The organism is Lederbergia wuyishanensis, from assembly GCF_022900255.1.
GTDB classification, from domain to species: domain Bacteria; phylum Bacillota; class Bacilli; order Bacillales; family Bacillaceae_C; genus Lederbergia; species Lederbergia wuyishanensis.
Genome location: NZ_JALIRM010000009.1, coordinates 18,677 through 44,573, shown reverse-complemented (window position 1 = coordinate 44,573; position 25,897 = coordinate 18,677). Strand labels below are relative to the sequence as shown.

Annotated in this window: 22 protein-coding genes and 1 riboswitch; of the genes, 14 read left to right on the top strand and 8 right to left on the bottom strand. The window is 37.2% G+C overall.

Annotation, left to right across the window (positions count from 1 at the left end; translation table 11 throughout):
• Positions 1-19: 19 nt before the first annotated feature.
• Positions 20-122: riboswitch (SAM riboswitch) on the bottom strand.
• 253 nt (positions 123-375) lie between these two features.
• The gene (locus MT489_RS12655) at positions 376-597 is read right to left on the bottom strand and encodes a gamma-type small acid-soluble spore protein (protein WP_244681928.1); all 222 of its coding nucleotides are present in this window, start codon (positions 595-597) and stop codon (positions 376-378) included.
• 84 nt (positions 598-681) lie between these two features.
• Here MT489_RS12655 and pcp point away from each other — a divergent pair, with 84 nt between their 5' ends.
• Complete coding sequence (pcp, locus tag MT489_RS12650) at positions 682-1,329, top strand: pyroglutamyl-peptidase I (protein WP_244681927.1); 648 nt, start codon at positions 682-684, stop codon at positions 1,327-1,329.
• A gap of 169 nt (positions 1,330-1,498) precedes the next feature.
• On the opposite strand, the gene MT489_RS12645 is transcribed toward pcp, so the two are convergent.
• Positions 1,499-2,863 (bottom strand): RsmF rRNA methyltransferase first C-terminal domain-containing protein, encoded by a 1,365-nt coding sequence (locus MT489_RS12645; protein WP_244681926.1) that lies wholly within the window; start codon positions 2,861-2,863, stop codon positions 1,499-1,501.
• 180 nt (positions 2,864-3,043) lie between these two features.
• On the opposite strand from MT489_RS12645, the gene MT489_RS12640 reads away from it, so the two are divergent.
• The 3 genes from MT489_RS12640 (at position 3,044) to MT489_RS12630 (ending at position 6,559) form a co-directional block, all read left to right on the top strand.
• The gene (locus MT489_RS12640) at positions 3,044-4,186 is read left to right on the top strand and encodes a cation:proton antiporter (protein WP_244682114.1); all 1,143 of its coding nucleotides are present in this window, start codon (positions 3,044-3,046) and stop codon (positions 4,184-4,186) included.
• Between the two features lie 44 nt (positions 4,187-4,230).
• Complete coding sequence (locus MT489_RS12635) at positions 4,231-4,911, top strand: HAD family hydrolase (protein WP_244681925.1); 681 nt, start codon at positions 4,231-4,233, stop codon at positions 4,909-4,911.
• Positions 4,912-5,359: 448 nt separating this feature from the next.
• Positions 5,360-6,559 (top strand): MFS transporter, encoded by a 1,200-nt coding sequence (locus MT489_RS12630; protein WP_280518622.1) that lies wholly within the window; start codon positions 5,360-5,362, stop codon positions 6,557-6,559.
• A 174-nt stretch (positions 6,560-6,733) separates the two neighbouring features.
• On the opposite strand, the gene MT489_RS12625 is transcribed toward MT489_RS12630, so the two are convergent.
• Positions 6,734-8,146, bottom strand: coding sequence for an FMN-binding glutamate synthase family protein (locus MT489_RS12625; RefSeq protein ID WP_244681924.1), 1,413 nt, complete (start codon positions 8,144-8,146; stop codon positions 6,734-6,736).
• Between the two features lie 116 nt (positions 8,147-8,262).
• Between MT489_RS12625 and MT489_RS12620 the strand changes: the two genes are divergently transcribed.
• The 10 genes from MT489_RS12620 (at position 8,263) to MT489_RS12575 (ending at position 19,167) form a co-directional block, all read left to right on the top strand.
• Positions 8,263-8,997: a YqjF family protein gene (locus MT489_RS12620; RefSeq protein ID WP_244681923.1), complete on the top strand. Its 735-nt coding sequence runs from the start codon at positions 8,263-8,265 to the stop codon at positions 8,995-8,997.
• Between the two features lie 83 nt (positions 8,998-9,080).
• Positions 9,081-10,637, top strand: a complete 1,557-nt coding sequence (locus MT489_RS12615) for a spore germination protein (protein WP_370876395.1) — start codon at positions 9,081-9,083, stop codon at positions 10,635-10,637.
• Positions 10,638-10,662: 25 nt separating this feature from the next.
• Positions 10,663-11,832, top strand: coding sequence for a Ger(x)C family spore germination protein (locus tag MT489_RS12610; RefSeq protein WP_244681922.1), 1,170 nt, complete (start codon positions 10,663-10,665; stop codon positions 11,830-11,832).
• Positions 11,825-12,058 carry a hypothetical protein gene (locus MT489_RS12605; protein ID WP_244681921.1) on the top strand — a complete coding sequence of 78 codons (234 nt, stop codon included), beginning with the start codon at positions 11,825-11,827 and terminating at the stop codon, positions 12,056-12,058. Before MT489_RS12610 ends, MT489_RS12605 begins: the two co-directional genes overlap by 8 nt.
• A 40-nt stretch (positions 12,059-12,098) precedes the next feature.
• Positions 12,099-13,205, top strand: a complete 1,107-nt coding sequence (locus MT489_RS12600) for a GerAB/ArcD/ProY family transporter (protein ID WP_244681920.1) — start codon at positions 12,099-12,101, stop codon at positions 13,203-13,205.
• A gap of 34 nt (positions 13,206-13,239) precedes the next feature.
• On the top strand, positions 13,240-14,361 hold the full coding sequence (locus MT489_RS12595; protein WP_244681919.1) for a GerAB/ArcD/ProY family transporter: 1,122 nt from the start codon (positions 13,240-13,242) through the stop codon (positions 14,359-14,361).
• Positions 14,362-14,410: 49 nt separating this feature from the next.
• Complete coding sequence (locus tag MT489_RS12590; RefSeq protein ID WP_244681918.1) at positions 14,411-15,517, top strand: GerAB/ArcD/ProY family transporter; 1,107 nt, start codon at positions 14,411-14,413, stop codon at positions 15,515-15,517.
• Between the two features lie 223 nt (positions 15,518-15,740).
• Positions 15,741-16,409 (top strand): SIMPL domain-containing protein, encoded by a 669-nt coding sequence (locus MT489_RS12585; RefSeq protein ID WP_244681917.1) that lies wholly within the window; start codon positions 15,741-15,743, stop codon positions 16,407-16,409.
• Positions 16,410-16,790: 381 nt separating this feature from the next.
• Complete coding sequence (ilvA, locus tag MT489_RS12580) at positions 16,791-18,059, top strand: threonine ammonia-lyase IlvA (protein WP_244681916.1); 1,269 nt, start codon at positions 16,791-16,793, stop codon at positions 18,057-18,059.
• Positions 18,060-18,246: 187 nt separating this feature from the next.
• A complete protein-coding gene (locus tag MT489_RS12575; protein WP_244681915.1) occupies positions 18,247-19,167 on the top strand; it encodes a DUF3895 domain-containing protein in 921 nt (306 codons plus the stop codon).
• Between the two features lie 58 nt (positions 19,168-19,225).
• On the opposite strand, the gene adhE is transcribed toward MT489_RS12575, so the two are convergent.
• The 5 genes from adhE to MT489_RS12550 all read right to left on the bottom strand — a co-directional run bounded on the left by adhE (position 19,226) and on the right by MT489_RS12550 (position 25,869).
• Entirely contained in the window at positions 19,226-21,829 is a 2,604-nt protein-coding gene (gene adhE / locus MT489_RS12570; RefSeq protein WP_244681914.1) for a bifunctional acetaldehyde-CoA/alcohol dehydrogenase, read from the bottom strand.
• Positions 21,830-22,256: 427 nt separating this feature from the next.
• On the bottom strand, positions 22,257-22,664 hold the full coding sequence (locus MT489_RS12565; protein ID WP_244681913.1) for a VOC family protein: 408 nt from the start codon (positions 22,662-22,664) through the stop codon (positions 22,257-22,259).
• Positions 22,665-22,764: 100 nt separating this feature from the next.
• Positions 22,765-23,970 (bottom strand): ABC transporter permease, encoded by a 1,206-nt coding sequence (locus MT489_RS12560; RefSeq protein ID WP_244681912.1) that lies wholly within the window; start codon positions 23,968-23,970, stop codon positions 22,765-22,767.
• Positions 23,967-24,647, bottom strand: a complete 681-nt coding sequence (locus MT489_RS12555) for an ABC transporter ATP-binding protein (RefSeq protein WP_244681911.1) — start codon at positions 24,645-24,647, stop codon at positions 23,967-23,969. The genes MT489_RS12560 and MT489_RS12555 overlap by 4 nt, the downstream gene beginning before the upstream one ends.
• Positions 24,631-25,869, bottom strand: coding sequence for an efflux RND transporter periplasmic adaptor subunit (locus tag MT489_RS12550; protein ID WP_244681910.1), 1,239 nt, complete (start codon positions 25,867-25,869; stop codon positions 24,631-24,633). The genes MT489_RS12555 and MT489_RS12550 overlap by 17 nt, the downstream gene beginning before the upstream one ends.
• Positions 25,870-25,897 lie beyond the last annotated feature (28 nt).

Here is a 25,897-nt window from a genome sequence, read left to right as displayed (position 1 = left end):
ACAAAAGGGTTCTAACTCCGTTTTATCATCCAAAGCAATTGCTTTGCTGGTATTAGCACCTTACTTTTAGCAGGTTGCTGTGGCGTCCCTGAGCCAGATCTCTCAGCCACTCTAGATAACTATTTAATTATTTGTATTTTATGCTGATTTTACATTTTTTTCAATATTATCTCCTAAATCTTCGTTAATTATTCACATTAAGTAATGTCTTAATTCAAATTCAACAACCGCTCTAATTTCCATATTACTCTAAAATTCTAATAAAAAATAAATGCTTTATATTCTTTTTTACAGATTTAAAATTTTAAAGAGAAAAATTGTAAGTGTGACACCTCAAAGGAAGGTGCCACGTGTTAGGGAATTTTGAACTTTCATTTATTCATCTCTTTGCATCGCCTGCTGATTTTTTCTTTTTACTTCTTCAACATTAGTGTCACTATAAATCCAAGTCCCGCGTCCTCCGGTTGTTTTCGCGAGCAACTCTTTCACTTCATTATAGGACATGCCAGAGCGCTCGTTTGCTCTTTTTACAGCATCAATGTTAGTTCCTGCCACAGTGAATGTATCTTGTTGGTTACTTTTGTAGTTTTCTTTCAATTTGGACACCGCCTCTATATTGTTTGAGGATATTTTCTCCCATATAATGAGATTTAGTCTTAAGTTTAATGGGAGGTACGAGCAATGGGTAAAAAAGTTTTAATCACAGGTTTCGATCCTTTTGGTGGTGAAAAAATAAATCCTGCACTTGAAGCGGTTAAGCAATTAGATGGTAAAGTTATTGAGGGAGTTGAAATCGTAGCCCAAGAGGTTCCAACCGTCTTTCATGAATCAATTAAAGTCGTTATTCATGCAATCGAACAGCATAATCCCGATATTGTTATTTGTGTTGGACAAGCAGGTGGTCGAACTCAAGTCACTCCTGAGCGTGTCGCCATTAATATAGATGATGCTAGGATCCCTGATAACAAAGACAATCAGCCGATAGATGAGCCTATACATCAGGATGGTCCAGCCGCATATTGGACTACACTACCAATAAAACGTATTGTCCATGAAATGAAGAAAGCAGGTGTTCCAGCTTCTGTTTCTAATTCGGCAGGCACATTCGTATGCAATCATCTATTTTATGGGGTCATGCATTATTTAGAAAAAAACGCCCCTCACATTCGAGGAGGATTTATCCATATTCCATTCATCCCGGAGCAAACTCTTGGAAATAATGCTCCAAGTTTAAGTCTTGATCTTATTGTGGAAGGCATTAAAACAGCGGCTGTGGTTGCTGCCAAAGAAAATGAAGATATTCGTGAAATTGGCGGTACAACACATTAGAATTCGAAAGAGGTCTTTCAATAAGAAAGACCTCTTTTATAGTGTAGTCATCATTGTTTATTACCGATCTCGCCTGACATATTACCGATTTTAGACGCTTTACTTCCGATACGCTCAAACCTTTTACCAATATCGGATGAATTACTCCCGATTGTTCATATTTTAAAAACTACTTCCCTACCCACCTTAAACCTTTCGGATAGTGATTTTTTAACATATCTCCAGCAAGCTTTCCCCATCCGATAGAGAAGCCATCCACTTCTACTAAGTACCAGCCTTTAGAACCTTTTGCAGATATGGATTCCCCTCTTAAATAGGATTCGATTTCATCAGAAGCAATATTCCATGTATGCTTCACTTCTTCTCCCTTTAAAGATAAAGCCAGCGCATGAGATGGTTCGAATCGGTTCTTTTTATTTGTTCCTAAATGCCATCCAGGACGTAGCACTTTCAAATTTTTTAAAGAGAGTGTCTCATTCGGAAGCATGTATAATTGATCACCGAAAAGAATAAAATCTCCTTGTGGTTGTTTGATAAAAGTTTCCTTTGCAAACTGAGTATAATCCTTCAACACTTTTTGGTCCCTTAACACTTCGGCATATTTTCTCTTACCCTCTTCTTCTCCATCTATCTTCGTTAAAACTGCGATATAGTGTCCTTCCCCCTGTAACTTATGGGGCCAGAGTCGAAGAGTTTTATCTATGTCTGAAGCAGCGTCCGGAATCCAGTCTTCCCGCCCTTTTCCAAAACCTTCATAAGCCTCAATTCTCTCAAGTTTAAACCTCGAATCATTTTTCAAGAAATGACTGATGACCCCTTCATTCTCTTCTGGAGAAAATGTGCAAGTAGAATAAACAAGCCTGCCGCCTGGTTTTAACATATTTGCAGCATTGGCCAAAATATCGCCTTGACGACTAGCACATAAAGCAACATTTTCAAGACTCCATTCATCACATGCGTCCTGATCTTTTCGAAACATTCCTTCGCCTGAACACGGAGCATCGACTAAAATTCGATCAAAATAATCTGGGAATCTTTCCGCCAGTCTTGCAGGTGTTTCATTAGTAACGACTGCATTTTTAATTCCCATCCGCTCAATGTTTTGCGAAAGAATTTTAGCACGTGCCGGATGAATTTCATTCGCAAGCAGGAATCCTTCTTGATTCATTTTTGAAGCTATATGTGTCGTTTTCCCACCCGGGGCCGCACATAAATCCAGCACTTTCTCTCCCGGTTTTGCATCCACCATCTCCCCAACGGCCATGGCACTCGGCTCCTGTATGTAATACAATCCAGCTTCATGATATGGATGCTTTCCTGGTCGTTCCTCATCTTGATAAAAAAAACCTTCCTTTACCCAAGGTATTTTTTCTAATTTAAAGGGGCTTTTTTCCAAAAAATCATCTATCGAAATTTTTAATGTGTTCACACGTAAACCTTGCTTCTTTGGTTCATAATAACTTTTATAAAAATCTTCATACTCATTTTTTAAAAGATTCTTCATTTTTACTAGAAAATTTGCAGGTAGATTCATGACTTGTTCACCTCAATGACAAATTCCTATTTAAAAAAATAACACATTACCTAAAAAATATGCTATGATATTTTTAATCAAATATAAATGTTCTTGGAGGAGTCTGTCACCAAGGGATAACTATGTCCTTTGGTTGACGGGCTCTTTTTGTTTTCTAAATAGAAAGGTGGAAATTACATGATATTAATTCTTCAACTTGCGATTATTTTGGTGGCATCTAAAATAGCCGGAAGTATAAGTGTAAGGCTGGGTCAACCAGCCGTATTAGGTAAACTGCTTATTGGAATTGTTCTCGGTCCCTCTGTATTAGGATTAGTAAACAATACAGATACATTACAGGCGCTTAGCCAAATCGGAGTTATTTTACTCATGTTTATTGCTGGGCTTGAAACAGACATTGACGAATTTAAACGAACTGGAAAAGCAGCAACGTATGTAGGATTTGGAGGAATTATCGCTCCTCTTGCACTTGGTTATGCATCTGGAATTGTATTGGGCCTTTCTACTTTCGAAGCATTATTTTTAGGTCTTTTACTATCCGCAACAAGTGTTAGTATTTCCGTGCAGGCGCTTAAAGAAATGAATAAGTTGAAAAGTCGGGAAGGAACTACCATTTTAGGAGCAGCTGTCATAGATGATGTAGTTGTAATTATTGCACTTGCCTTCCTTATGAGCTTTGCCGGCGGAGACGTAAATCTTTCAATGGTCATTTTGAAAAAAGTAGTGTTTTTTGCTGGTGCTATCCTTGTTGGTTGGAAGGTTGTTCCATGGTTCTTAAATAAGTTTTCAAAATTAAAAGTAACCGAAACCGTCATATCCTCCGCTCTCATCGTTTGTTTTGTCTTTGCTTATTTTGCAGAGTATACAGGTGTAGCCGCCATTATCGGAGCATATATTGCTGGTGTGGCAATCAGTGTGACAGGTTTCAAACCTGAGATTTTTGAAAAAGTTGAAACGATCAGCTATTCTATTTTTGTACCTGTTTTCTTCACTTCAATCGGGGTTATGGCACAATTTAATGGGATTGCTCAGAACTTATGGTTAATTGTTGGACTTAGTATTTTAGCGATATTAACAAAACTAGTGGGTGCTGCAGTTGGTGCAAAGTTGTCTGGCTTTGGGTGGAGAAGCTCCCTAGGAATTGGTTCCGCCATGATATCTCGTGGTGAAGTGGCGTTGATTCTGGCAGCAATAGGTCTCGATTCCATGTTATTGACAGAAGATATGTTTGCGGTAATCGTAGTTGTTATATTAGTGACAACAATTGTTACACCTCCAATGATGAAAATGATTTTTAAGACAAATGAGCCGTCAAAAGCTTAATATGATACACTTATAGTAGAATAAAATTGTAAAGGAGAAATACATTGATTAAAGCCGTTATATTCGATTTCGATGGAACAATCATTGATACTGAAACCCCGTGGTTTGAAATTTATCAAACTGTATTAAAAGATGACTATCATTTCGATCTTACGCTTGAGGAATTTGTAAAAATAGTTGGAACGACGAATGATACGTTATTTGATAAGATTGATCAGACACTTAAGGAGCCAATGGACCGTCTTCTTTTTAAAGAAAGAACCCATGAACATTATTTGAAAATTAAAGACGATCTCCCATTAAGAGATGGATTTTTGGAGACTTTACAACGCATTCAGGAAAATGGCATCAAGCTTGCCATCGCGAGCAGTTCCCACCGTGAATGGATTGTTGGCTTTCTAGAAAAGTACAATTTGACCGAATACTTTCCAATCATTTGTTCAGCGGAGGATGTTGAGGAAGTAAAACCGAACCCTGCTTTATACATTAAAGCGATTGAAGCTCTAGGAATTGAGCCGGATGAAGCAGTCGCAGTCGAGGATTCCGTAAACGGATCTTTGGCAGCCATTCGCGCTGGAATCAACTGTCTCATCATCCCTAATGATGTGACAAAATCCTTAACCTTCCATGAAAACGCGAAGTTAATTCAATCATATGCTGAATTTGATTGTGATCATTATTTAAGAAAAGATACTTGGATAGCTAAACTTATGGAGCAATCATAATTTGATTGCTTCTTTTTGTGCTCGAATTGCATATAAAATGTTTTGAGAGGTACTAGAGCCTGCCCTAAAAGACATTAAAGCTGTTTGAAGAGAAATAGAGCGCACTCGAACAGGAATAGAAACCATTCAACGGGAATTGAACGCACTCGAACGAGAATAGAGTCCACTTGAACAAGAATAGACCATATCCGAGTCGGATTTGAAACAGCTCAGAAAATTAAACATATCAATACCAATAGTTCATGCTTATATAACAATAGAACCAAACCAACTGCATTTTTACCTGCTCAATACACCCGCCAGCTTCGAATAGAATCTTCAAGAATATTATTTACTAAATCTCTCAAGAAAAATATAAAAAATTGCAATCTACGGTTAGAATTTTCACATGAAGTCGTGTAGAATATTAATTATCTTTCGGGAGACTAAATAATTGGAGGAGATTGTATTGGGTAATCCACTTTCTAAGGAAGCTCCTCGTCAGGGTGTGAGTTCCGATAAAATCTGGACAAGGGATTTTATTTTAATCTGCCTGTCCAATTTTTGTGTTTTTCTTGGATTTCAAATGACATTACCTACTCTTCCTTTGTTTGTTGAACAGCTAGGTGGGAATGATCAGCTGATTGGAATTGTTGTTGGTATTTTCACCTTTTCCGCTCTTCTTATTCGCCCGAATGCCGGGCATTCGTTAGAAACGAAAGGTAGACGTTTTGTTTATTTAACGGGATTAGGTATTTTTGTGTTTTCAGTCGGTACGTTTGGATTTGTAAAAAGTTTGCTTTTCCTATTTATTATGAGAATTATTCAAGGTTTGGGATGGGGCTTTTCAACGACAGCTTCCGGTACAATCGCAACTGACCTTATACCAGCTAATAAACGTGGTGAAGGTATGGGGTATTATGGCCTATCAGGGAATATTGCGCTTGCCTTTGGCCCCTCATTAGGACTTGCTTTAGTAGGTGTTATTTCATTTACACAGCTTTTTTTAATATGTGCAATTTTAGGGCTATTAGCTTTATTATTATCCTCTACGATTCGTTTCAAAAAGGTAGAGGCTAAAGCAACTCCTCCAGTAAAAAAATGGGACTTTTATGAAAAAAGTGCATTACCGCCATCATTATTATTATTTTTCATCACCGTTACTTTTGGGGGGATAGCATCCTTTCTACCCCTTTATTCAGCGCAAAAAGGTATTGAAGGTATTCAATGGTACTTTCTGCTTTACGCTGTAGCCCTAATGGTAACACGTACTTTTGCAGGGAAATTATACGACTCAAGAGGTCACAAAGCTGTATTTCTTCCGGGAACTTTATTAATTCTCGTTTCCATGCTACTTCTTTCTTGGCTTCCTAACAGTACGATTCTTTTTACAGCGGCAGTCCTTTACGGATTAGGCTTCGGAACAGTCCAACCAGCCTTGCAAGCATGGTCTGTTAAAGAATCATCTGCAAATCGAAGAGGGATGGCGAATGCAACCTTCTTTTCATTCTTTGATTTAGGGGTCGGTATTGGAGCCATCGCTTTTGGGCAAATCGGCCATTGGTTAGGCTATAGCTCAATTTATATGGTCGCTGCAATTTCTGTACTTTGTTCCATCCTTTTATATTTTTATATTGTAATGAAAAGCAGTGTTCGAAAGCCAGCCTAAGTGCTGGCTTTTATGTTTGCAAAATATCATTATTTTAACTAAGTCCATTCATTGTTTAGCTCCTGATTCCAATGTCTCGTGACCATAAATCCTCTATGCTAAAAGTAAAGTTACGGACTTCTTTCATATCACGTTATTTGCTTGTCGCCTAAGGCTGTGCGCCTTGCGCTTGTATTATTTCTCCTTCTTTTTATCGCTCCAAGGCTCAAATGAAAATGGGACACCCACATATTTGGCAATCGCTTCATCATAAGAAACTAAATCTTTTTTCGATAATTCTTTTAAAGACCTTTTCCCCATTGCTCTTAATGCAATTTTGATTTCTTCAGTACAGGCTGTGAGAAATTTTTCTGCCGCAGTTACCCCATCATTTATTTTGAACTCATCCTTAAACTTTCCCTCGTTCCATACAACTTGTGTAGGAGGTTCAAAAGGAATTGATTTTAAAACTTGGTCATGAGCAACGGCGAACAGGATGGCGGAGCCTATATAAACTGCATCAGCTCCTAATGCCAAGGCCTTTAAGAAATGTCCCGGTACTACTAGCCCTCCTGAAACAATCAAGCTAATTTTCCCTTTCATTTTTCGTTTTTCTAAATGATTGACGGCGCGGACGACTGCATGCAATGTAGGAATACCGAAATCATCCGAAATAATAGGGGGGGCGCCGAGCGTAGCTGCCTGTGCTCCATCAATTGCAATGAAATCGACACCGACTTCAACTAAATGGTCGATATCTTCTTCAATTTTTCCACCAGCCCCCATTTTCGCTCCAATCGGGACTCCTCCTGTTACTCTACGAAGTTCATCCACAAGTTCCTTTATATCTTTCAATGTCTGGTTTTCGAAAAAATGCTCATGTATAACCGCAGTTTCATTTTCTTTTAATCCCATCGCTTTACGGGCTTTGCCAGTTAAATTTTTTGGAGAAATCTTCATCCCCATTGCCATCATTGCACCTTGACCAAGTTTAATTTCCACCATATCAGCTTGTTTGATGATATCTTCATCTTTTCCCCATTCTGTTTTTCCAAACTGTAAGATATATTTCCCAGCTTTTTCAATCTCTTCCGGCATAACGCCACCCTCACCGGAATTTATCGCTGTTCCAACATTGCTGGCTGCTTCTGCTAGAGACAAACGCACTTCTTCACTTAAAGCAACCCCATAACCCATTCCACTGATAATAATTGGGATATCAATAGACATTGGTTTTTTAGCATTTGGCCCAATTGTTACTTTTACATCCACCTCTTCTTCGCCACTAACTGCAAAAGGTGATGTCTGAGCTGGTAAAAATGTAATGGAATCGAAATTCGGCCATTTTTTCGAAGATCCTAAAGGACGGTGGAGAAGATCTCCCGAAGCTGAACGCAAGTTATTTTCTAGTACATTTTGAAATCCGATATGCCGAAATCCTGGAATCATTTCAATTATATTTTCTTGATAGCTATCAGATAATACTATTTTTCCGATTTTCGCTGCCATTTTTTTCATCATCCAGCGCCAACCGAAAAGCATAAAAAGGAAAAACAAAAACATCATCATAACAAGTCCTAATATCATTAACAGTAAAATGGTATTCATCATTTTTTCCCCACAATTTTATTTCTCCTATTATTTCCGTGAAAGGGAAAAATATGTCTTTTAACAGTATGAAATAAAATGTTAGCGAAAGAATAAGAGAAAAAGGAGTTTATCTAATGGATGTCATGAAAGAAACAGGTCATCGGCCTTATCCTTTACCATCAAAGTATTGGTTGATGCGGCAAAGATGGAGCGATGTATTATTTATGCATTTGCCTATCCAACCTGAAAAATTACAGCCGTATATCCCTTCACCGATTGAAATCGATATTTTTGATGGTACAGCTTGGTTAGGTGTCATTGTTTTTAATATAAGCGGCATCTACCCTCGCGGATTTCATAATGTTTCCATTCGACCTGCTTTTCCAGAAATAAATCTACGAACCTATGTAAAATGCAATAATAAACCGGGAATTTATTTTTTGTCTCTTGATGTTGATGATTGGACTTCGTATACACTCGCAAAAAAATGGCTTCACGTTCCGTATTACCCAGCAAAGATTTCATTTCAGAAAAATAGACAATCATTTCACTTTGAAAGTGTTCGAAATAGAGAATCTCCTATTATTTGCAAAGGGTCGTATACTCCTAAATCAGAAATCTTTTTCCCAAAAAAGATGACGCTCGATCATTGGCTAACTGAACGATATTGCTTTTTTAGTCAAGATCAACGTTCCAATATGTATTGTTTAGATATTCATCATCAGCCATGGCCCTTGCAGAAAGCTGATGCTGTTGTACATACAAATGATCTTTTTAACCCTTTTCATTTTGACATTACGAATGAATCACCTATTTTTCACTATTCTCAAGGATTAGATGCACTAATCTGGAACATAAAGAAAATGTAATTTTTTCTTACACCTGCATAAAAAATCCTTAAAGTAGAATGATAAAAATGTTGAATAGCGATTTATAGAAACGGGTGGTAGGCTTGATTCGCAACGTAAATAAATTATTCAAAGCTTCAAAAAAAGAAAAACAGCAACCTCCCAAGCTGCAGGATGTCTTGCAAAACAATATGGATGAAAACATCGAGAAGTTTCGAGCAATCTACGAAAACTGCTATGATGTAGTATTTCGCTCTGTTCTACTATTTGAAAATAAGCTTGCGATGATTATATATATTGAAGGTCTTTCAGATGTAGAGGGGATTGAGGAATATGTTATAACCCCACTTAAGAAAAATCAAACGATTAAAAAAGAACCTTTCGATGAACTGCTTTATAACCAATTGGCCGTAGGCAAAATACAAAAGATACATTTACTTGCTGACTGTATTGAATCCATTTCAAGCGGCTGTCCAATTCTTTTAATAGACGGGGAAAATTACGCACTATCTTTAGGACTTGCCAAATGGGAAACGCGATCAATAGAAGAACCTGAAGGTGAGTCTGTCATAAAAGGACCAAGGGAAGGTTTCATTGAATCACTTGGTGTCAATACATCTTTAATACGTCGTATTATTAAAAGTCCTGCCTTAAAAATAAAAACAATGAAAATAGGTACATATACAACAACAACCGTTGCTATTACATATGTTGAGGGGCTTGTTGATCAAACATTGATAACTGAAGTTGAGAATCGATTAAATCGAATTAAGATAGACGGAATTCTCGAGAGTGAATATATTGAGGAATTAATAGAAGACAACCCTTATTCACCTTTTCCACAATTTCTTTCAACAGAACGGCCAGATGTGGTATGTGGCAATTTATTAGAAGGCCGTGTGGCGATATTAGTGGAGGGGACCCCCTTTGCTATTATTGCTCCGATTACATTCTTTTCATTGCTTCAAACACAAGAAGATTATTATCAACGGTATATGATCACCACCTTAATTCGTTGGTTGCGTTATTTATTCACAGGGATATCCCTTTTTCTTCCTTCAATATATGTAGCAATAACTACTTTTCACCAAGAGATGATTCCAGGGGCATTATTGTTTAGCATTGCCTCTGCAAGAGAAACAGTTCCTTTCCCTGCAATAGTTGAAGTTTTATTAATGGAAATAACCTTTGAAGCACTACGGGAAGCCGGAATTCGGTTACCGAAACAAATTGGATCAGCTATCAGTATTGTCGGGGCCCTCGTAATCGGACAGTCAGCTGTTCAAGCGGGATTAGTGTCGGCACCAATGGTAATCGTTGTGGCGATTACGGGAATTGCTTCATTTCTTATTCCTAGGTATGTTGCTGGAATTTCTATCAGGATGCTGCGTTTCCCAATTATCTTACTTGGAAGTAGTTTAGGGTTGCTTGGGATAATGCTAGGGGTTATTGCCATAGCTATTCATTTATGTAGTCTCCGTTCTCTAGGAGTCCCTTATTTAACACCACTTGCTCCTATTCAAAAAAGTGAGGTGCACTCTGTTTTATGGAGATATCCAATGTGGAAGATGGATAAACGGCCACACCTTACTGGAAGTTACAATAAGTACCGACAAGCACAAAATCTGAAACCTGGACCTGAAAAGGGAGGAAAATCTTAAAGATATCCGTAAAGGATTGAAGAATATGAAGAGAATATTGCATTTAATATTTTTCTTAGGAATGCTCGTTTTATTAACGGGGTGTTGGGATAGAGTTGAAATTAACGACCAAGCTATCATTACCGCAACAGCTATTGACCAAGATGATAATGGTAAAGTCGAAATCACATTACAGATTTTTATACCAAAGTCTTTTTCTACTGGTGGTTCAGGTGGACCAGGAAGTACGGGACCTGTTACCTTCAACACTTCCCAAAGAGGCGATAATATTGCAGATGCATTATCAAAGATTCAAGGAAAGTTATCACGCAAGCTTTTTTGGGGGCAATGTAAAGTTTTTATATTTGGAGAAGAGGTAGCGAAAAGCGGCATAAAAAATCATATCGACTATCTACTACGCCAACCCCAACCTAGAGAAAGAGCATTATTGTTTGTAGCAAGTAAAGCAAAAAAAGCCCTTGAAATGCCCGCTGTGCTAGAGCGTTATTCTTCAGAAGGAATTAAAGAGCAATCAAAACTAACCACAGGCATTAAAGTAACTTTACAAGATTTTGATGAAATGCTCGTAGGAAATTCAAGTGCTGCATCCCTCCCTTATCTTAAAATTTCTAAAGAAAAGCATATGCAAGGACAAACTAATAATTATGCTCATATTTATGGAACAGCTATTTTTAAAAAAGATAAAATGATTGGAAAAATGTCAGAAAGAGAAACACGAGGCTTACTTTGGATTAAAGACGAATTAAGGGATTACACTGTTACGATTAAAATAGATGATGATCATCATGGAGAAATATCATTAAATCCAGTATCTGCTCAAATTCATTTAATCCCTAAAATACAAAATAATAAATGGAGCATGATCGTAAAAATAAAGACAGAAGGGGCTATCGCACTAAATACAACAAATTTAGATATTACAAAGGCAAAAGCAATAAAAACAATAGAAAAAGCATATGAAAAGAAAATTCATGGAAGGGTCAAATTAGCAGTCGATTTAATGCAAGATAAACTAAACGCCGATATTGTAGACTTTGCCAAAGAATTTCATCGTAAATATCCAAAAGAATGGGAAAAAGTCGAAAAAAACTGGAATGAAAAATTTCCGGAGGTAGATGTTGTGATTGATGTAAATGCCCATGTTAAAAGACAGGGTTATATAAATGATTCAGCTGGAAGAAAGAAGAGTGATTAATGTGAGATGGGGAGTTTTCTTTTTAGTAGCTGGGCTAATTGTAGTCATCATATTATTTCAATGGCCCAAGATAAAACAAGCTCCTAAAAAAGATAAGTGGGCACTTTTTATTCTCTTTTTCATTGCTTGGGGATTATCTTTATTTAATTTGCAGTATATTGAAGGGCCCAATTCAATACTTGAAAAGCTGTTAGACCCAACTTTTGGGAAATTCATGAAAAAATAAATCATTCTATAGAATTTTTGAAACGGAAGGAGAAATGGTGATGGAGAAAGGACAGATTTCGCCTCTTCAAATGGCTATGCTGCTATTTCCAACGATCGTAGCTACAGCCATACTTTCTGTGCCAAGTACAACAGCAAAGTATGCGCCTCACGATTTATGGATGACACCTATTTTTTCTTCCGTTACTGGTTTTGTTACAGTTCTCTTAGCTTTTAAACTACATCAGTTGTATCCAAAACAAACGGTAATTCAATTCTCAGAAAAAATATTAGGAAAATTTTTCGGCAAATTCATTAGTCTATTTATTTTGTTATATTACATTAAATCTACTGGAGAAATTGTTAGGGACTACAGTGAATTTATCATTAGCTCCTTTCTATTTAAAACTCCAATGGTCGTTATTACCTCTACGATGATCTTACTTTGCGCAATGGCAGTGAGGTCAGGGATAGAAGTCTTGGGAAGACTCGCACAATTGTTTTTTCCACTCTTTGTCATTCCACTCTTTATTTTAATTTTATTATTAATTCCAAATTATAATTTAGGCAATATATTCCCAATACTTGAACATGGAATAGGACCGCCTCTAAAAGGTTCCATTATCCTAAGTGGATGGTTTGCAGAATTTTTTATTATTACTTTTCTTATTCCCTTTCTAGTTGATACCCAAAAAGGAATAAAATACGGATTATTTACTGTTCTGTCCGTCATGATGACATTAGTTTTGGTCAATCTAACTGTTCTATTCGTGCTTGGAATCACAACTTCTTCAAAAGTTTATCCTTTAATGAACGTTGGACGGTATATCAGTTATGCAGACTTCTTCGAAAATTTAGAGTCTGTCATCATGGCAGTTTGGATTGTTGGAGCCTTTATAAAAATTTCTCTTTTTTACTATGTAGTTGTTTTAGCTACCGCACAGTGGCTTAATCTATCTAATTCTAAATTAATAATATGGCCGAGCGCGATTATCATCGTAGAATTTAGCTTTTGGGCAATACCCAGTACGATGAAATATCAAGGTTATCAAATAGTTGTCCTTCCTCCAATCGATTTGCTAATTCAAATAATCATTCCATTTTTATTGCTTTTTGTAGCATTATTTAAAAATTGGAAGAAAAAGAAAGTTCATACGAGTACAGGTTAATGATTTTTGTATTTAAAAGGAAGGAGATATGGTGATGGAAAAAGAAAGAATTTCGTCTCTTCAGATGACTATGCTTATATATCCAACAGTCGTGGCCACCGCTATCCTTTCAGTTCCAAGCATTACAGCATACTACGCTCCACACGACTTATGGATGTCACCCATTTTTTCTTCCATTGTCGGCTTCATCACGGTATTCATTGCATATAAACTTTATAAACTTTATCCGAAAGAAACAATCATCCAATCTGTAGAAAAAATAATCGGCAAGGTTCCAGGGAAAATAATCGGTTTTTTCATTTTGTTTTTTTATATCATGACTACTGGAGAAATTATAAGAGATTACAGTGAATTTATCGTTGGATCTTTTTTGTTTAAAACCCCGACGGTTGTAATAACTGGAACGATGGTTTTACTTTGTGCAGCAACTGTTCATGCAGGTTTGGAAGTATTGGGAAGACTAGCACAATTGTTTTTTCCGTTGTTTGTCATACCTCTTTTCATATTTTTTCTATTATTAATTCCTAATTATGATATAAAGAATATATTTCCAATTTTAGAACATGGAATCCTCCCTCCTCTTAAAGGTTCCATCATACTAGGCGGTTGGTTTTCGGAACTTTTTCTTATTACTTTTTTTCTTCCCTTTCTGAAAGATGAAAAAAAGGTATTAAAACACGGTTTCACTAATGTTCTGGCTATCATGGTTACGTTGGTTTTGGTGAATCTAACAGTTCTTTTTGTACTAGGAGTTGCAACTGCTTCTAAAGTATACCCATTAATGAATGTTGGGCGTTATATAAGCTACGCTGATTTCTTCGAAAACTTAGAATCCGTTATTATGGCAGTTTGGATTGTCGGAGCTTTTATTAAAATTTCTGTTGCTTACTATGCTGTTGTAATAGGAACAGCACAGTGGCTGAATCTTTCTGATTACAAGCTCATCATATGGCCAATCGCGATATTAATCGTAGAATTTAGCTTCTGGTCCCTCCCAAGCTCAATGAGGAATTTTATGATTGCTATCACCGTTTATGCACCGTACTCAATCTTTATGCAAACGGTTCTTCCATTCTTTTTACTCCTAATTGCGTTGTTTAGGAAGAGGAAGAAAAAGAAGACCAAGATAACAACCAATACTAGCAAGAGTTCATGAAAGGCTATTAAAAGTAATCCTCTTATTCTTAACGGAAGGAGAAATGGTGATGGAGAAAGGAAAAATATCATCCCTTCAGATGTCAATGCTTATGTATCCTACAATCGTAGCTACTGCGATTCTTTCAGTTCCAAGCATTACAGCAATGTACGCTCCACACGACTTATGGATTTCTCCTATGTTTTCTGCCGTTGTAGGCTTTTTCACGATGTTAATCTCATATAAGCTTTATAAATTATATCCAAAAGAAACAGTCATCCAGTTTGTAGAAAAAATAACTGGAAAGATTCCAGGGAAAATAATCGGCTTTTTTATCTTACTTTTTTATATTACGACTACTGGAGAAATAATAAGAGTTTACAGTGAATTCATCGTAGGTTCTTTTTTGTTTAAAACCCCCATGTTTGTAATTATGGGGACGATGGTCCTTCTTTGTGCAGCGGCAGTCCAAGCAGGATTAGAAGTGTTAGGTCGACTTGCTGAATTGTTTTTTCCGCTCTTTGTCTTACCTATTGTCATTTTAATTCTTTTATTAATTCCTAATTATGACGTTGACAATATATTTCCAATACTAGAACATGGCATTGGTCCTCCACTTAAAGCCTCCATCGTACTAGGCGGTTGGTTTTCGGAATTTTTCCTTATTATTTTTCTTCTTCCTTTTGTAAATGATGGAAAAAAAGCGCTAAAATACGGATTGTCTACTATAGCAGCGATTATGGTGACATTAGTATTCGTCAATCTCACAGTTCTTTTTGTATTAGGAGTTGCAACTGCTTCTAAAGTATACCCACTGATGAACGTTGGTCGGTATATCAGCTACGCAGATTTCTTCGAAAACCTTGAATCAGTTATAATGGCGGTTTGGATTGTCGGAGCTTTTATTAAAATATCTGTGTTTTACTATGCCATTGTTTTAGGAACCGCGCAGTGGCTTAATCTTTCAGATTACAAACACATCATATGGCCAATTGGGATTTTACTAATAGAATTTAGCTTCTGGTCCATCCCAAGCTCAATGAGGTTTTTTATGATTGAAATAATCGTTTTCCCACCCTACGCAATCTTTACACAATTGATTCTCCCATTCTTTTTACTGCTTATAGCATTGTTCAGGAATAGGAAGGGGAAAAAGGTAAAGTCGAGTACGGGTTAAAGAAAATTCTGCAAGACCGGCCTGAAGTAGCGGGTACGCCCATCTATATAATAACGACGATTTCAAGGAAACAGGATTAGCATGGGTAGAGGATGGACTAATAGATAGATAAATACTTTTCAAATGTTAATAACTATATTTCTTAACTAAAAAATAATCTCCCTGTATCTTTCTGACCACTTTTACGTACAAATTAATAAACAACCGAAAGTAGGGAGAAAAAATGCATTATCAATCTTATCGTGAACTTAATCCAGACTCGGAAAGGAAACGAGATCTTATTAAAGTAATAGGTGAAGGAAGAATTACTGTTCAACCGGATTATGCTAATGTAACGTTAGGAGCTTCAACTGAGAATAAAGAGTTACGTCTAGCGCAAGAAGAAAATGCCAAGATTATTTCTGATATTAAAAAAGCATTAAATAAAATGGGAATAACTGATAAACAAATCCAAACGAAAGATTACTTCATTTATCCTCAATATGATTATGTTGAGGGAAAGCAGGAATTTCGAACTTATAAAGTTGAACATTTACTGCAAATAAGAGAGCTTCAGATCGAGAGTACTGGTTTAGTGGTCGACACGGCTGTCCAACATGGTGCTAATACGATTTCAGGATTGAAGTTTGAAATATCCAATTATGACCAATACTACAAAAAAGCAATGTCTTTGGCTGTAATAAATGCTTACGAAAAGGCAGAGACAATTGCGGACACGTTAAAGGTGCAATTAGATAAAACCCCTACTTTAATAGTAGAAAGCCCGAAGCAAGAAGGTGGACCGATCCCTTTAGAGACTACCGCTTTTGTAAAAAGCGCAGCGACTACACCCATTCAGCCTGGAACAATGGAAATAACTAGTAAAGTAAACGCCGAATATGAATTTCATTAATTTTTTTAGGGAATAGTTTGATGATCCAAGAATCTATTTTGGACAAAGCTCTAACGAATTGCCTGTCTAATATAGTGTGGATATTGGACAAACCTCTAACGAATTATGATAACCTATCCAATAGAGTACTGATATAGGAAAAAATATAATGGATAACTTTGCGATTTGTCCTGTAAAGAATCTATATATAAACAAGACCCTTTTAAAATCAGTGTGTTTTGTAGTAGTCACTACAAGTATCACAGAGAACAGTATATACAAAACTTAGTTATAATTGACAACGCTTTCACCAAATATTGTGAATATTCATATGTTCATTACGCCATGAACATGTTATAATGTACAAATATTCAAAAGTTAGCGAAGGAAGTGTACAGCGCGATGAATCCGACTAAAGAAAAATCAAAGACAGTACATGTGGAAGATATTCTAATTGCATATCAGCGCTTAAAAGATGTGGTAGCACATACCCCTTTGCAAAAAAATGAGCGTTTATCCGAAAAATATGACTGTCATGTTTATGTAAAAAGAGAAGATTTGCAACACGTACGTTCGTTCAAATTACGTGGTGCTTTCTATAAAATTAAGTCCATTGAAAATGAAGCACGTGAAAAAGGAATTGTTTGTGCGAGTGCAGGAAATCATGCTCAAGGTGTAGCATTTGCTTGCTCCCATCTTGGAATCTCCGGAAAAATCTTTATGCCACAAACGACTCCAAAACAAAAAATTGACCAAGTTAGAATGTTTGGCCGAGATTTTGTAGATATCGTTCTTGTCGGTGATACATTTGATGATTCCTCTGAAAGCGCGATGGAATATGCTAAAAAGGAAGATAAAATTTTCATTCACCCATTCGATGATCTTGATATTATTGCTGGCCAAGGTACGGTTGCAGTTGAAATAATGAATGATATTGAAGAACCGGTTGATTTTGTATTTGCAAGTATTGGCGGCGGCGGACTTGTTTCCGGATTAAGTGCGTACATTAAAAATGTGTCTCCGCACACCCAAATCATTGGGGTGGAACCTGAAGGAGCAGCAAGTATGAAGGCCGCTTTGAAAAATAACGGTGTCATTGCTCTTGAAACAATCGATAAATTTGTCGACGGTGCTGCTGTAAAATGCGTCGGCCAACAAACTTATGAAATTTGCCAAAAATATGTAGATGACATCATTCCTGTACCTGAAGGCAAGGTATGTACGACTATCCTTGATTTATATAATCAACACGCAATTATCGCTGAACCTGCGGGTGCCTTACCTATTGCAGCCCTTGATTTTTACAAAGAGGAAATCAAAGGGAAATCTGTTATTTGTGTAATCAGCGGCGGAAACAATGATATTGGTAGAATGCAGGAAATCAAAGAAAAATCCTTGATTTACGAAGGGCTGCTCTACTATTTCATTATTAATTTCCCTCAGCGCGCAGGTGCGTTGCGTGAATTCCTAGACGGCGTTCTCGGCCCAGATGATGATATTACAACGTTTGAGTATACAAAGAAAAACAACAAAGAAAGCGGCCCTGGACTTGTAGGAATTGAATTAAAACGCAAAGAGGACTATGCAGGTCTAATCGAGCGCATGCAACAAAAAGGTTTTCCTTTTACAGAAGTGAATAAAGATAGCACTTTGTTCCATCTTTTGATTTGATAACATGTGCCTATTACGAAGAACGAGGCTATGACCTCGTTTTTTTTCATACAATTTTTCCCCTTAAGAGGCTGGTGTAGTAAAGTTAGTCAAAATCCAAAAACGACTTTTTCACATTAGAGAATCTTTAATGTAAACTAATTTTAAATTAAGATTGATGAAAAGGGATTATATGGAGGAGTTCAAAATGAAAATTGTATTATCAAGAAGCGAAAAAGATTCAATCCTTGACTCCCTTACCCCTGAACAGAAAGAATTTATTCAGCATCATGTAAAAAGAGGTAAAAAAACAGCTTTTGCCAATGTACTAGCTGTCGATAAAGGATTAGTCATCCCCGAACATGCAGGATTGGAAGAAGCAGAAATGCTGTTAGACGAATGGATATTAGAAGAATATATCGATAATGGTTTTGTTAATCCTGAGACCCCTTGCGAATGTGGAAGGCCGCTCCGACATCAATATATCGTCAGACATAAAGGTACGAATGAAACGAGACGATTCGGAATTGAACATTTTAAAGAACATACTGGTTTTTCATCTGAAATAATCAATGAGATTAGAAAAGGATTTAACATTGTAGATTATGAAATGGATGAAATTTTGTATAAAATACAAAACCGCTGGGAGCTTAAACAGGAAATCCCCTTCTTACCAAATGATTTTGAAATGCCAAAAACGTTCCAAACGTTTTTAGAATTAGGTCTACCTTTGCTAGATAAACATGTTCACGAATTAAAAAAACTCATTCGGGAACAAACGGAACAAGCACGAGAGCAACGATTTTTCGAACCATCTGTAAACGAACCACCATCTCTTCATATAACTTTTAATCTTGATGATTACCTTTTCGAAGATACTTTCCGAACAGCTCCTGATTCTTTCAGTAAAGACAAAACTCTAGAGCTTTTGGAAAGCGGGGTATCTAGTACAAGAATTCTTTGTGAGCTATTAATTAAGCATGGCTACGCAAGTATGGAACGATATATAACTGGCAAACCCAAAATCTATGGACCTGTTTGCATGTTTTTAGAGTCGCTTGTTGCCCGAGAGGTTTTGCAAAGAGGTAAAAAACTTGGGGAAGATGATCGGTACTATCATTTAAAATAAATAGTGCTTAACTAACGAAAAGATCGGGCAACCTCACCCGATCTTTTCATTTTGGTAGTTATGCTCCATTAAAAGCAAGCCTATAAATCTCTGCCAACTCAGTTACTAATGGTAGCTTAGGATTTGCTGTAGTACATTGATCTTCAAATGCTCTTTCTGCTAGATAATCTACTTTTTTCTCGAACTCTTCTTTGCCAACACCGTTCTCTTCAATACTCATTGGAATATTTAGTTCTTCAGCAAGCTTGATCACTGCTTGAATAAGACTTTCGACCCCTTCTTCTGTTGTTCTAGCAGGCAAACCTAGAACTTTTGCAATCTCAGCATATCGTTTATCTGCAATAAATTTTTCATACTTAGGAAATGCTGCAAATTTCTTCGGTTTTGTTGCATTGTAACGAATAACATGAGGCATTAGTACCGTATTCGCACGTCCGTGTGCGATGCCAAATTCAGCTCCGAGTTTGTGTGCTAAGCTATGGTTAATTCCTAGGAATGCATTTGCAAAAGCCATCCCTGCTATCGTTGAAGCATTATGCATTTTTTCACGAGCTATTTCATTGCTTCCATCACGATAAGCTTGTGGTAAGTACTCGAATACGAGTTGGATTGCTTTCATCGCAAGTGCATCCGTATAATCATTGGCCATGACAGATACATATGCCTCAAATGCATGTGTCAAAACGTCCATCCCTGTATCGGCTGTTACAGTTTTTGGTACCGTCATAACAAACTGAGGGTCGATTATCGCCACATCCGGTGTCAATTCGTAGTCAGCAAGCGGATATTTCGTTCCCGCCGTTTTATCTGTAATGACTGAGAATGATGTAACCTCAGAACCCGTACCAGATGTCGTTGGAATGGCTACAAATTGAGCTTTTCTTCCAAGCTTCGGATATTTAACAATCCTTTTTCGAATGTCCATAAACTTTTGCTTCAATCCATGGAAGTCTACATCAGGGTATTCATAAAAGAGCCACATTCCTTTAGCAGCATCCATTGCTGAACCGCCACCAATAGTTATGATTACATCCGGTTCGAAGCTTGCCATCATTGCGGCACCCTTCATTACCGTTTCTATGCTTGGATCTGGCTCAACTTCAGAGAAAATTTCACAGTGAACGTAATCAGGACGCTTTCTTAGGTAATAAAGGATTTTATCGACATAGCCGAGCTTCACCATTCCTGGGTCAGTCACGATTGCCGCTTTTGAGATATTAGGCATTTTTTCTAAATATTGTATGGAATTTTTCTCAAAATAAATTTTGGCAGGCACTTTAAACCACTGCATGTTTACATTCCTTTTCGCTACTTTTTTCGTATTGATTAAATGAATTGCTCCTACGTTTGTAGACACTGAGTTTCCACCATATGTGCCGCATCCAAGTGTTAGTGAAGGCATATAGGCGTTGTATATATCACCGATTGCACCTTGGGAAGATGGAGCGTTCACTATGATTCGGCCTGCTTTCATTCTGATTCCAAATGCTTCTATAACAGCATCATCGGTTGTATGAACGACTGCAGAGTGTCCGATTCCCCCAAAGTCCAGCATTTCTTCTGATCTTTTTAAACCGTCTTCCAAAGAATTTACTTTATAACAAGCTAGAACAGGACTCAATTTTTCACGAGAAAGCGGGAAGTCAGGACCAACACCTTCCAACTCTGCCACTAGAATTTTTGTTTCTTCCGGAACGTTCACACCTGCCATCTGTGCAATTTTATACGCTGTCATACCTACAATATCAGCATTGACTGTGCAAGACTTTTCATTGATAACGAGCTTCTCAACTTTGCGTTTTTCTTCTTCGTTTAAAAAATGACAGTTATGATCAATCATTACTTTTTGGACAAAGGCATAGATTTCTTTATCAATGATGACTGCTTGTTCGGATGCACAAATCATTCCGTTATCAAAGGTTTTTGATAAAATTAAATCATTCACAGCACGCTCAACATTAGCTGTTTTTTCAATATAACAAGGCACGTTCCCTGGACCCACACCTAGTGCAGGCTTTCCTGAACTATAAGCGGATTTCACCATGCCTGCTCCACCTGTTGCCAAAATTAGCGATATCCCCGGGTGATTCATTAGAGTACGGGTAGCTTCAACAGATGGTTGCTCAATCCATTGAATGCAATCGTCAGGCGCACCAGCTTTAATCGCTGCATCCCTTAACACTCTAGCTGCCTCCCTACTACATTTTTGCGCAGAAGGATGGAAAGCAAAAATAATCGGGTTTCTTGTTTTAATGGCGCTTAACGCTTTAAACATAGTAGTTGAAGTAGGATTTGTTACAGGCGTAACCCCGGCGATGACGCCAACAGGTTCAGCAATTTCGATGACTCCATCATGTTCCTTTTCATTAATGATTCCGACCGTTTTATCGTACTTAATATTATGATAAATATATTCTGTGGCGAAAAGATTCTTAATGATTTTATCCTCGTAGACTCCTCTTTTCGTTTCCTCTACTGCCATTTTAGCAAGCGGCATATGCTGATCCAAGCCTGCTAAAGCCATAGCCTTTACAATTACATTAACCTGCTCTTGGTTGTAATTTCGAAACTTTTCTAGAGCTTCTAAACCATTGTTTACTAACTGATCAATCATCGAAGACACATCAAGTTTTTCTTTTAATACTTTTTCAGTAATCGCCATTTCGATCCCTCCAAAAATTAGTTTGTGAATATATTCACAAGTATCCTTTTAAAAAAAGATACTTTAAAACAAAAACTTGTGAATTAAATTTCATGAGTCCCTTTTAGATACAATTGGCATTTTTTTAGTTTTTATTTTCTTGTTGAAAAAATGGTTTTTTTATTCCTATTTAAGTCTAACACCTAAAAATAATCCCCCTCGACTGGATCAGTTTTCCTCCTTTGCTAATATTTATACTTTCAATATAGCATACATCTTTTTGTTTGTGAAGTATTGAACAAACTTTTTTGATTTGTATTTTTTCGAAAAAAGTTCTTTTCCCCAATGCAATCATTTTTACGAGTAAAAAAATAATACGGGACAGGAATTATTAGAATTCCCTGTCCCGTATATCTTCCTATTAATAAAAGCTCTTAGATTCAGCCTGTTAAGCTTTAGGCATTTTGTCCATATCCATATACAGCACATTCCACCGATGCCCATCTAAATCAGCGAAAACACACCCATACATCCAGCCCTGACTTTCCCCTGGCTTTCCAAATATCGTTCCGCCAGCATCTTCAGCAGTCTTAGCCATATTATCTACTTCTTCTCTGCTTTCTGCATCAATGGAGAACAACACCTCGGTTGATTTTTTAGTGTCTATTATTTCATTACTTGTAAAGTTCATGAATGTACTTTCAGGAAAAAGCATCACTTGAACATTATTATCTCCAATGGTTAATTCTGCAAAGCCACCGTGCTTTGTACTACAGGTGAATCCAAGCTTGGTGAAAAATTCTTTTGATTTAGCGACATCATTTACTGGGAGATTAATCCAAAATTGTTTTGTCATACTCAATACTCCTCACTTACATTTTACCTAATAACTTTCGGCGTTCTTAACTAAATACCTGCCGCATAAATCGAAAGCAATTAAAAAATTAACCTTATTTTTATTCATATCGTAAAGCATCGATCGGGCTGAGCTTTGAAGCTTTGCTTGCAGGAAGAATCCCGAAAACTACACCTATAAATGCCGAAAAACCAATGCCAATGACAACAACTAAAGGACTGATTGTTGCTGTAATTGGAGAAAGTTCGGATATAAGCAATGTTCCTAAAATGGCTAGCCCAAGTCCAATTAAACCACCCAAGGACGTCAATGTAACGGATTCAATCAAAAACTGTAGTAAGATTTTCCCTCTAGTCGCCCCCAAAGCCTTGCGAAGTCCGATTTCTCTTGTTCTTTCAGTGACGGAAACGAGCATAATATTCATAACACCTATTCCTCCAACCAAAAGAGATATTCCAGCAACACTTCCGATAAATAACGTAATGATCAAAATAAATTGATTGAATTCGCCTTCAAATTGTGAGTAATCAAATATATTATACTTTCCATCTTCAAGCTTTTTGCTTTTAGTAAGAGTATCTGCGGCGAGATGGCCTGTTTCTGAAATTTTATCCGGATCACTCGCAATAATGGCTAATCTCTCAATCTCTCTATTTCCGAACATCAACGATATTAAAGCACGGGGCATAAGCATCTCCCCGTTTTCGGAGTGGCGAAATTGTTCTGGTGTTGGTGATTCATATACGCCCACGATTTTATAAGGATTATCGTTTAAATCGACAATTTCACCAATCACATTTTCATTTTCCTTAAAAAACTTTTTCCTAGCCACTGTGTCTATCATAATAATGCGGTTCATGCCGTCATTATCTCTAACATTTATTGGACGACCCTCAACGATTTTAATATTTCTTGCGGCGAAGTACTCCGGGCCAACTCCTGTTATTTCCATATCGCCTTGCTTGTCATTATAGACAAGTGATCCCCAACCTTGGTTTGTTGCGAGCACTGCTTTTACTCCGGGAACCTTCGCAAGGGTCTCTATGTCTTCGTGGGTTAGTTCCGGTTCCATCCACATCATTTCTGAACCATCTTCAGAAGGGTTTTGTTCATAAAAAAGTTCTATGGCGTTTTTATCGGTGCTGAATAATTCGTCTGTCAATTGGGTTTGGGCGCCTTGACCAATGGCTACAATCGTAATGACTGCTGCCACACCAATAATGATGCCAAGCATCGTCAATATCGATCGTATCTTATGATTCCAAATGGAAGAAAGGGCAATTTTAAAACTTTCCCATATACTCATAAGCTCTTCCTCCGGTCATCTGTAATTCTTCCATCCTTCAATGTAATGATTCTATTTGTATACTCTGCCACTTCTTCTTCATGGGTAACAATGATTACCGTTTTCCCCTCTTTGTTTAATTGAACTAACAGCTGCATTATTTGTTGGCTCGTCTTGGAATCAAGGGCTCCCGTCGGTTCATCCGCAAGTATGATTGAAGGCTGGTTCACAAGTGCTCTAGCAATTGCTACCCGTTGTTTTTGTCCTCCAGATAATTGGTTTGGCAAATGCTTCATTCGATCTTCCAAACCAACTTTTTCAAGCATTTGCTTCGCTCTTTCTGTTCGCTCGCGTTTTGATATCCCGGCATATATAAGGGGGGACTCAACATTTTTTTGTGCATTCAATCTTGGCAGCAAAAAGAATTGTTGAAAAACAAATCCAATATGTTCATTTCTCAATCGTGCTAATTTATTCTCTTTTACTTTCCCGATTTTTTCACCATTTAGTTCATATGTGCCGGATGTTGCGTAATCGAGAAAACCGATAATATTCATTAAAGTAGATTTTCCTGATCCAGACGGCCCCATAATGGCCACAAATTCCCCGTCCTCGATTGTTAAATTAATATCATGTAGAACAGGCACTTGAAGAGCACCATTCCCATAAACTTTTGTAATCTCACTTAACTTCATCATAGGAGGCCACTTCCATTCCATCATGCATGCCTTCAAATGGCATAGTGACGACTAGTTCACCTAAGCTGACACCGTCTGTAACTTCAATAAATTCGTCGTTCATTTTACCAGTTTGTATTTCACGTCTTTCTAATTTTCCATCATTTAAAACATAAATCAACGACATTCCATCTTCATCCACTATTGCCATGTGAGGAACGACAAGAGATTTTCCACCTCCACTGATTTTCACTTCTAAAGAAACATGGAAGCCTTGACGAAGTTCTGAAGTATCATCTGTAATGGCCACTTTAAAAGGATACATCGTAACATTTCCTCCACCCATGCCACCACCAAAGTCTCCGCCTCCTCCTTCATCGTTCGGAAATTGGGAAACAGACTCAACTACACCTTTCCACTCTCGGTCTTTATAAACTTTTGGTCGGACGACTACAGCTTGATCTTTTTGAATTTTGACAGTATCAAATTCACTCATTGTTCCAATTACTTTAAATGGTTCACTTGAAGTAATATGTATGACAGGCTCATTAGCACCAGTTTCATTTATTACAGTATTTTTATTAATTTTCACTATGATACCATCAATTTTACTTGTTACCGTCATAGCTTTGATTTGCGCATCAATTTCGTTTATTTGTTCCTGTGCTCCTTCAATTTCAGCTTTTGTGCCTTCATATTGGATTTCCAGTTGTATCTTATCGTTCATGAGTTGGTTCACGTCGTCTTGAGTTACCGGAATGATTGTTACATCCTCAGCCTCTGGGTCATCTGACTTAACCTTTTGTGGTACCCCAACTTTCTTTTTTGTCTCTGCAATCTTCTTATTCAATTCCGCAATTTGGTTTTGTTCCGTTTTTGCTCTACTTTGAATTAAGTCTCTTTCACGAACTGCTCTATTAAACTGTGTTTTTAGTTTGGAAGAATCATAAATAAATAAAGGATCTCCCGCTTTTACTTTTTGGTTTTCCTCTACTTTATACTCACTTATCTCACCTTTTTCAGGTTCCAAAAACACCTTTTGTTCATCCTCAGGTACGATTTTGCCTGTAACTAGAATTGTTTCTATTAATTCTTCTTCTTTTGCTTTCTGCACCATTACAGGTGTTTCATCAATAGGATTATCTGCCATTTTCGGCCCTTTATTCATAGTAAAGAAAACAGTCACTCCTATTGCCAATACTACAATGATTGACAATATCCAAATCCACACTTTCTTTTTCACTCTTTTTCCCCCTAATATCCCTTTTTTT

Coding starts and splice junctions, on each gene's coding strand:
- MT489_RS12565 (WP_244681913.1), bottom strand. CDS start 22,664: ATGACAAAACAATTTTGGATTAATCTCCCAGTAAATGATGTCGCTAAA.
- adhE (WP_244681914.1), bottom strand. CDS start 21,829: ATGGCGATTACTGAAAAAGTATTAAAAGAAAAACTTGATGTGTCTTCG.
- MT489_RS12575 (WP_244681915.1), top strand. CDS start 18,247: ATGAAAATTGTATTATCAAGAAGCGAAAAAGATTCAATCCTTGACTCC.
- ilvA (WP_244681916.1), top strand. CDS start 16,791: ATGAATCCGACTAAAGAAAAATCAAAGACAGTACATGTGGAAGATATT.
- MT489_RS12600 (WP_244681920.1), top strand. CDS start 12,099: ATGGAGAAAGGACAGATTTCGCCTCTTCAAATGGCTATGCTGCTATTT.
- MT489_RS12610 (WP_244681922.1), top strand. CDS start 10,663: ATGAAGAGAATATTGCATTTAATATTTTTCTTAGGAATGCTCGTTTTA.
- MT489_RS12560 (WP_244681912.1), bottom strand. CDS start 23,970: ATGAGTATATGGGAAAGTTTTAAAATTGCCCTTTCTTCCATTTGGAAT.
- MT489_RS12625 (WP_244681924.1), bottom strand. CDS start 8,146: ATGAATACCATTTTACTGTTAATGATATTAGGACTTGTTATGATGATG.
- MT489_RS12620 (WP_244681923.1), top strand. CDS start 8,263: ATGGATGTCATGAAAGAAACAGGTCATCGGCCTTATCCTTTACCATCA.
- MT489_RS12585 (WP_244681917.1), top strand. CDS start 15,741: ATGCATTATCAATCTTATCGTGAACTTAATCCAGACTCGGAAAGGAAA.
- MT489_RS12590 (WP_244681918.1), top strand. CDS start 14,411: ATGGAGAAAGGAAAAATATCATCCCTTCAGATGTCAATGCTTATGTAT.
- pcp (WP_244681927.1), top strand. CDS start 682: ATGGGTAAAAAAGTTTTAATCACAGGTTTCGATCCTTTTGGTGGTGAA.
- MT489_RS12555 (WP_244681911.1), bottom strand. CDS start 24,647: ATGATGAAGTTAAGTGAGATTACAAAAGTTTATGGGAATGGTGCTCTT.
- MT489_RS12645 (WP_244681926.1), bottom strand. CDS start 2,863: ATGAATCTACCTGCAAATTTTCTAGTAAAAATGAAGAATCTTTTAAAA.
- MT489_RS12595 (WP_244681919.1), top strand. CDS start 13,240: ATGGAAAAAGAAAGAATTTCGTCTCTTCAGATGACTATGCTTATATAT.